A 568-nucleotide genomic window follows, 5' to 3' on the forward strand; every position below is an offset into this window, starting at 1 on the left:
ATAAGAGGCTAATCGGCATCGGACTATTGGACAGACTTGAGGTAAGCAACAACACTGAAGCCATTGGCTACCTCACATCGCCAAATTCTTTTCAAAAGTTTGGTCGCCCTTTTGAAGACGACCCGATTGACGATGCTAAAGCTCTCTTAGCATCCTTAACGTATGGAATGACTCGTAGTGTAGCATCCAGAGGTCATATTTCCTTTCCAGATGCACTCATTAGAAAATTGATTTCAGGAGAGGAGGTTGGCGGTAGATATGGCGCAACCGCTATCGGAGAGGATTATAGAGAACTAGAAAAGCGCCAAGTGGTGCAGGTTTTCAAAAAAAACGGAAGCCGATTCACGATGAAGCTTCTTAAAAAAGATGTGGGTGAGCTAGCACGTACAATTATCTCTGGCAATGCTGGGGCACAGGAAGCATTGCTCATGGATGGTGCCGCGGCTCAAAACTTTAAAGGCCCATCAGACACTAGAGCTGACGTTCGAGCCAAGCACACTTTAAATGACACTCAATTTATCTTGGGCGCATTGGACCAGATGAGGAGCGAGGCATAAAATGGTTACTC

At 45.8% G+C, this 568-nt stretch carries 1 protein-coding gene; it reads left to right on the forward strand.

Features of this window, described 5'->3' with window-relative positions; translation table 11 throughout:
• Positions 1-557 (forward strand): hypothetical protein (locus AC1DLB_RS31695; RefSeq protein WP_477786492.1); only part of this gene is annotated, 557 nt, incomplete at its 5' end.
• Positions 558-568: the final 11 nt, after the last annotated feature.

The organism is Pseudomonas sp. 05N434 (assembly GCF_056396965.1).